3 protein-coding genes and 1 pseudogene are annotated in these 3,206 nt (G+C 57.4%); 3 read left to right on the top strand and 1 reads right to left on the bottom strand.

All coding sequences use genetic code 11. The features are described from left to right. The 3 genes and pseudogenes from NW856_RS13970 to NW856_RS13960 form a co-directional block, all read left to right on the top strand. Positions 1 to 390 (top strand): annotated as a pseudogene (locus NW856_RS13970) (ferredoxin:protochlorophyllide reductase (ATP-dependent) iron-sulfur ATP-binding protein); the annotation flags it as partial. 158 nt (positions 391 to 548) lie between these two features. Continuing rightward, on the top strand, positions 549 to 1,526 hold the full coding sequence (locus NW856_RS13965; RefSeq protein WP_414349746.1) for a protochlorophyllide reductase: 978 nt from the start codon (positions 549 to 551) through the stop codon (positions 1,524 to 1,526). 40 nt (positions 1,527 to 1,566) lie between these two features. After that, positions 1,567 to 2,967, top strand: coding sequence for a ferredoxin:protochlorophyllide reductase (ATP-dependent) subunit N (locus NW856_RS13960; protein ID WP_414400728.1), 1,401 nt, complete (start codon positions 1,567 to 1,569; stop codon positions 2,965 to 2,967). Here the strand turns inward: NW856_RS13960 and NW856_RS13955 are convergent. Next, positions 2,964 to 3,176 carry a hypothetical protein gene (locus tag NW856_RS13955; protein ID WP_414400731.1) on the bottom strand — a complete coding sequence of 71 codons (213 nt, stop codon included), beginning with the start codon at positions 3,174 to 3,176 and terminating at the stop codon, positions 2,964 to 2,966. The genes NW856_RS13960 and NW856_RS13955 overlap by 4 nt on opposite strands. Positions 3,177 to 3,206 lie beyond the last annotated feature (30 nt).

Here is a 3,206-nt window from a genome sequence, read left to right as displayed (position 1 = left end):
TTTGATGCCCTGTTTGCCGCCAATCGGATTGCTGCCTCGGTGCGAGAAAAGGCCAAAACCCGCAAGCTGCGGTTGGCCGGGCTGATCGGCAATCGCACCAGCAAGCGGGATCTGATTGACAAATACGTCTCGGCAGTCCCCATGCCGGTTATCGAGGTGCTTCCCCTCATTGAAGATATTCGCGTCTCGCGGGTCAAGGGCAAAACCCTCTTCGAGATGGCGGAAACCGATCCCAGCCTGGAGCCTGTCTGCCAGTACTACCTGAACATTGCCGATGAGCTGCTGGCCCGTCCGGAAGGGATCGTGCCCCAACCTGCCGAAGATCGGGAGCTGTTTGCTTTGCTCTCCGACTTTTACAACACTCCAGCCCGCCAACTGGCCTTGGTGTAAGGGATCCCCTGCCAGCGGGGGCAGTGTGTCCAAAAATGAAGCCACTGTTTCGGAAGACTGTCGCAAACCTTATCAATTTGTTGTCCGATCCGCTTTCCCCCCCAAGATGGATCCTGTAGGGATCCCGCTTTGGGAAGGAAATGGCACAGGAGTTGGATATGCAAGGACAAGAGCAACCCACCGTCGTGATTACCGGAGCTTCCTCGGGTGTTGGCCTATACTCAGCTTTGGCCTTGGCCAAGCGCGGCTGGCACGTGGTGATGGCCTGTCGGGATCTGGACAAAGCCTACCGGGCGGCCCAACAAGTGGGGATCCCCCAGGGCAGCTATACCCTGATGCAGATCGATCTGGCCAGCTTGGCCAGCGTGCGGCGGTTTGTCGAGCAGTTCCGCAACTGGGGCCGTTCCTTGGACGCCTTGGTCTGCAACGCCGCCATCTACATGCCCCTGCTCAAGCAGCCCCTGCGCAGCCCGGAAGGATATGAGCTGACCATGGCCACCAACCATCTGGGGCATTTCTTGCTCTGCCATTTGATGTTGGAGGATCTGAAACGCTCCACCTATCCAGATCGGCGGCTGGTGATCTTGGGCACGGTTACCCACAATCCCAAGGAGCTGGGGGGTAAGATCCCACCCCAACCCCACCTGGGGGATCTGCGGGGATTTGCCCAGGGCTTTAAGGATCCCATCAGCATGGCCGATGGCGGCAAATTCGATCCGGTGAAAGCCTACAAAGACAGCAAAGTCTGCAATATCCTCACCATGCGCGAGCTGCACCGCCGCTTCCACGAAAGCACTGGCATCACCTTCCTCTCCCTCTATCCGGGGTGTGTAGCCACCACGGCTCTGTTCCGCCATCACTATCCCCTGTTTCAGAAACTTTTCCCCTGGTTCCAAAAAAACATCACGGGCGGATTTGTTTCTCAGGAATTGGCCGGAGAGCGGGTGGCCCAAGTGGTGGCCGATCCCGAGTTTCGTCGGTCGGGATTCTACTGGAGCTGGGGTAACCGGCAACGCAAGAATGCCAAGCCCTTTAACCAAGAAGTCTCTGACGAGGCGGCAGACGATGCCAAGGCCAAATTGCTTTGGGATCTCAGCGAAAAATTGGTGGGTGTGCCCCAGTTGGTAGCCCTCTAGTTGGCAACGTTCCCTTCTTTTATGTTTTTAGGAGACGAGCATGAATGCTGCTTTGGATAGTGCCAATGCCCTTAACTTTCAGTGCGAAACCGGCAACTACCATACCTTTTGCCCGATTAGTTGTGTAGCTTGGCTTTATCAAAAAATTGAAGACAGCTTCTTTTTGGTCATCGGCACCAAAACCTGTGGCTACTTTCTGCAAAACGCCATGGGGGTGATGATCTTTGCCGAGCCCCGCTATGCCATGGCGGAGCTGGAAGAGGGGGATATTAGCGCCAAGCTCAACGACTATGAGGAGCTGAAGCGGCTGTGCCTGCAAATTCAACGAGATCGCAATCCCAGCGTGATTGTTTGGATCGGCACCTGCACCACCGAGATCATCAAAATGGATCTGGAGGGCCTAGCCCAGAAGCTGGAAGGGGAGATCGGGATCCCGATTGTGGTGGCCCGGGCCAATGGCCTCGACTACGCTTTTACCCAAGGGGAAGACACGGTTTTGGCCTCGATGGCTCAACGCTGCCCAGAGCAGGTGCGGGCAGAGGAGCAGGAAACCCGCGGGGGTCTCCAGGCGCTTTTTTACGGGCTCCGCTCTGGAACAAAGAAAGAGGAGGAAGGCTTCCACAAGCATCCTCCCTTGGTGATCTTCGGCTCGGTGCCCGATCCGGTGGTTACCCAACTCACCCTGGAGCTGAAAAAACACGGGATCCGCGTCTCCGGCTGGTTGCCGGCCAAACGCTATGGGGAGCTGCCGGCCATCGAGCCGGGCACCTATGTGGTGGGGGTGAATCCTTTCCTCAGCCGCACAGCCACCACGCTGGTACGCCGTAAAAAGGCTAAGCTCATCACCGCTCCTTTTCCCATCGGGCCGGATGGCACCCGCGCCTGGATAGAAGCCATTGCCTGCGAATTGGGGATCCCAACTCAAGGCTTGGCAGAGCGGGAAGCGGAAGTGTGGAACCATCCCCAGGTTCGGGATTATCGGGAGCTGCTGCGGGGCAAGAGCGTTTTCTTCATGGGCGATAACCTGCTGGAGATCTCGCTGGCCCGTTTCCTGGTGCGCTGTGGCATGACGGTGCAGGAAATTGGGATCCCTTACATGGACAAACGCTACCAAGCGGCTGAGCTGGCCCTCTTGGAGCGCACCTGCGAAGAGATGGGAGTGCCCAAGCCCACCATCGTAGAAAAGCCGGATAACTACAACCAAATCCAGCGCATCAAGGCCCTGCAGCCGGATCTGGTGATCACAGGTATGGCCCACGCCAACCCCCTAGAGGCACGGGGGATAACCACCAAGTGGTCGGTGGAGTTCACCTTCGCCCAGATCCACGGCTTCGGCAACACCCAGGCTCTGCTGGAGCTGGTGACCCGACCGCTGCGGCGCAATGCTGCCCTCAAAGGCTTGGGTTGGGAGCGGCTGGTGCGAGAAGAAGCCCCTATCTAACCTTCCGGCTCCTCATTGTCAAACAGTAGACCGTCTAGGTGATCTGGCAGTTGCTGCCGGTCGATCCAGACCATGCCCGCCAGAATAGCTTCGGCCTCGTTTTGAAAGTAGCCGTAGGCTTTGGTGCCAATCTCCGACTCGCAAGAGCCATCTTGCTGGAGCAGTCGGCAGCGAAAGATAAACCCCTTCTCTGTAGCTTGGGTGGTGATGCTGATACATTTACGCTGAACACTGCTGAA

The sequence above is a fragment of the Synechococcus sp. R3-13 genome (genome assembly GCF_047462195.1).
Lineage (GTDB): Bacteria > Cyanobacteriota > Cyanobacteriia > Thermostichales > Thermostichaceae > Thermostichus.
Note: the sequence above shows the minus strand (reverse complement) of the source record. Positions and strands in the feature narration are given on the sequence as shown.

Bases quoted from the DNA above. Each gene is read 5' to 3' on its own strand.
- NW856_RS13965 (WP_414349746.1), top strand. From the start codon at position 549: ATGCAAGGACAAGAGCAACCCACCGTCGTGATTACCGGAGCTTCCTCG.
- NW856_RS13960 (WP_414400728.1), top strand. From the start codon at position 1,567: ATGAATGCTGCTTTGGATAGTGCCAATGCCCTTAACTTTCAGTGCGAA.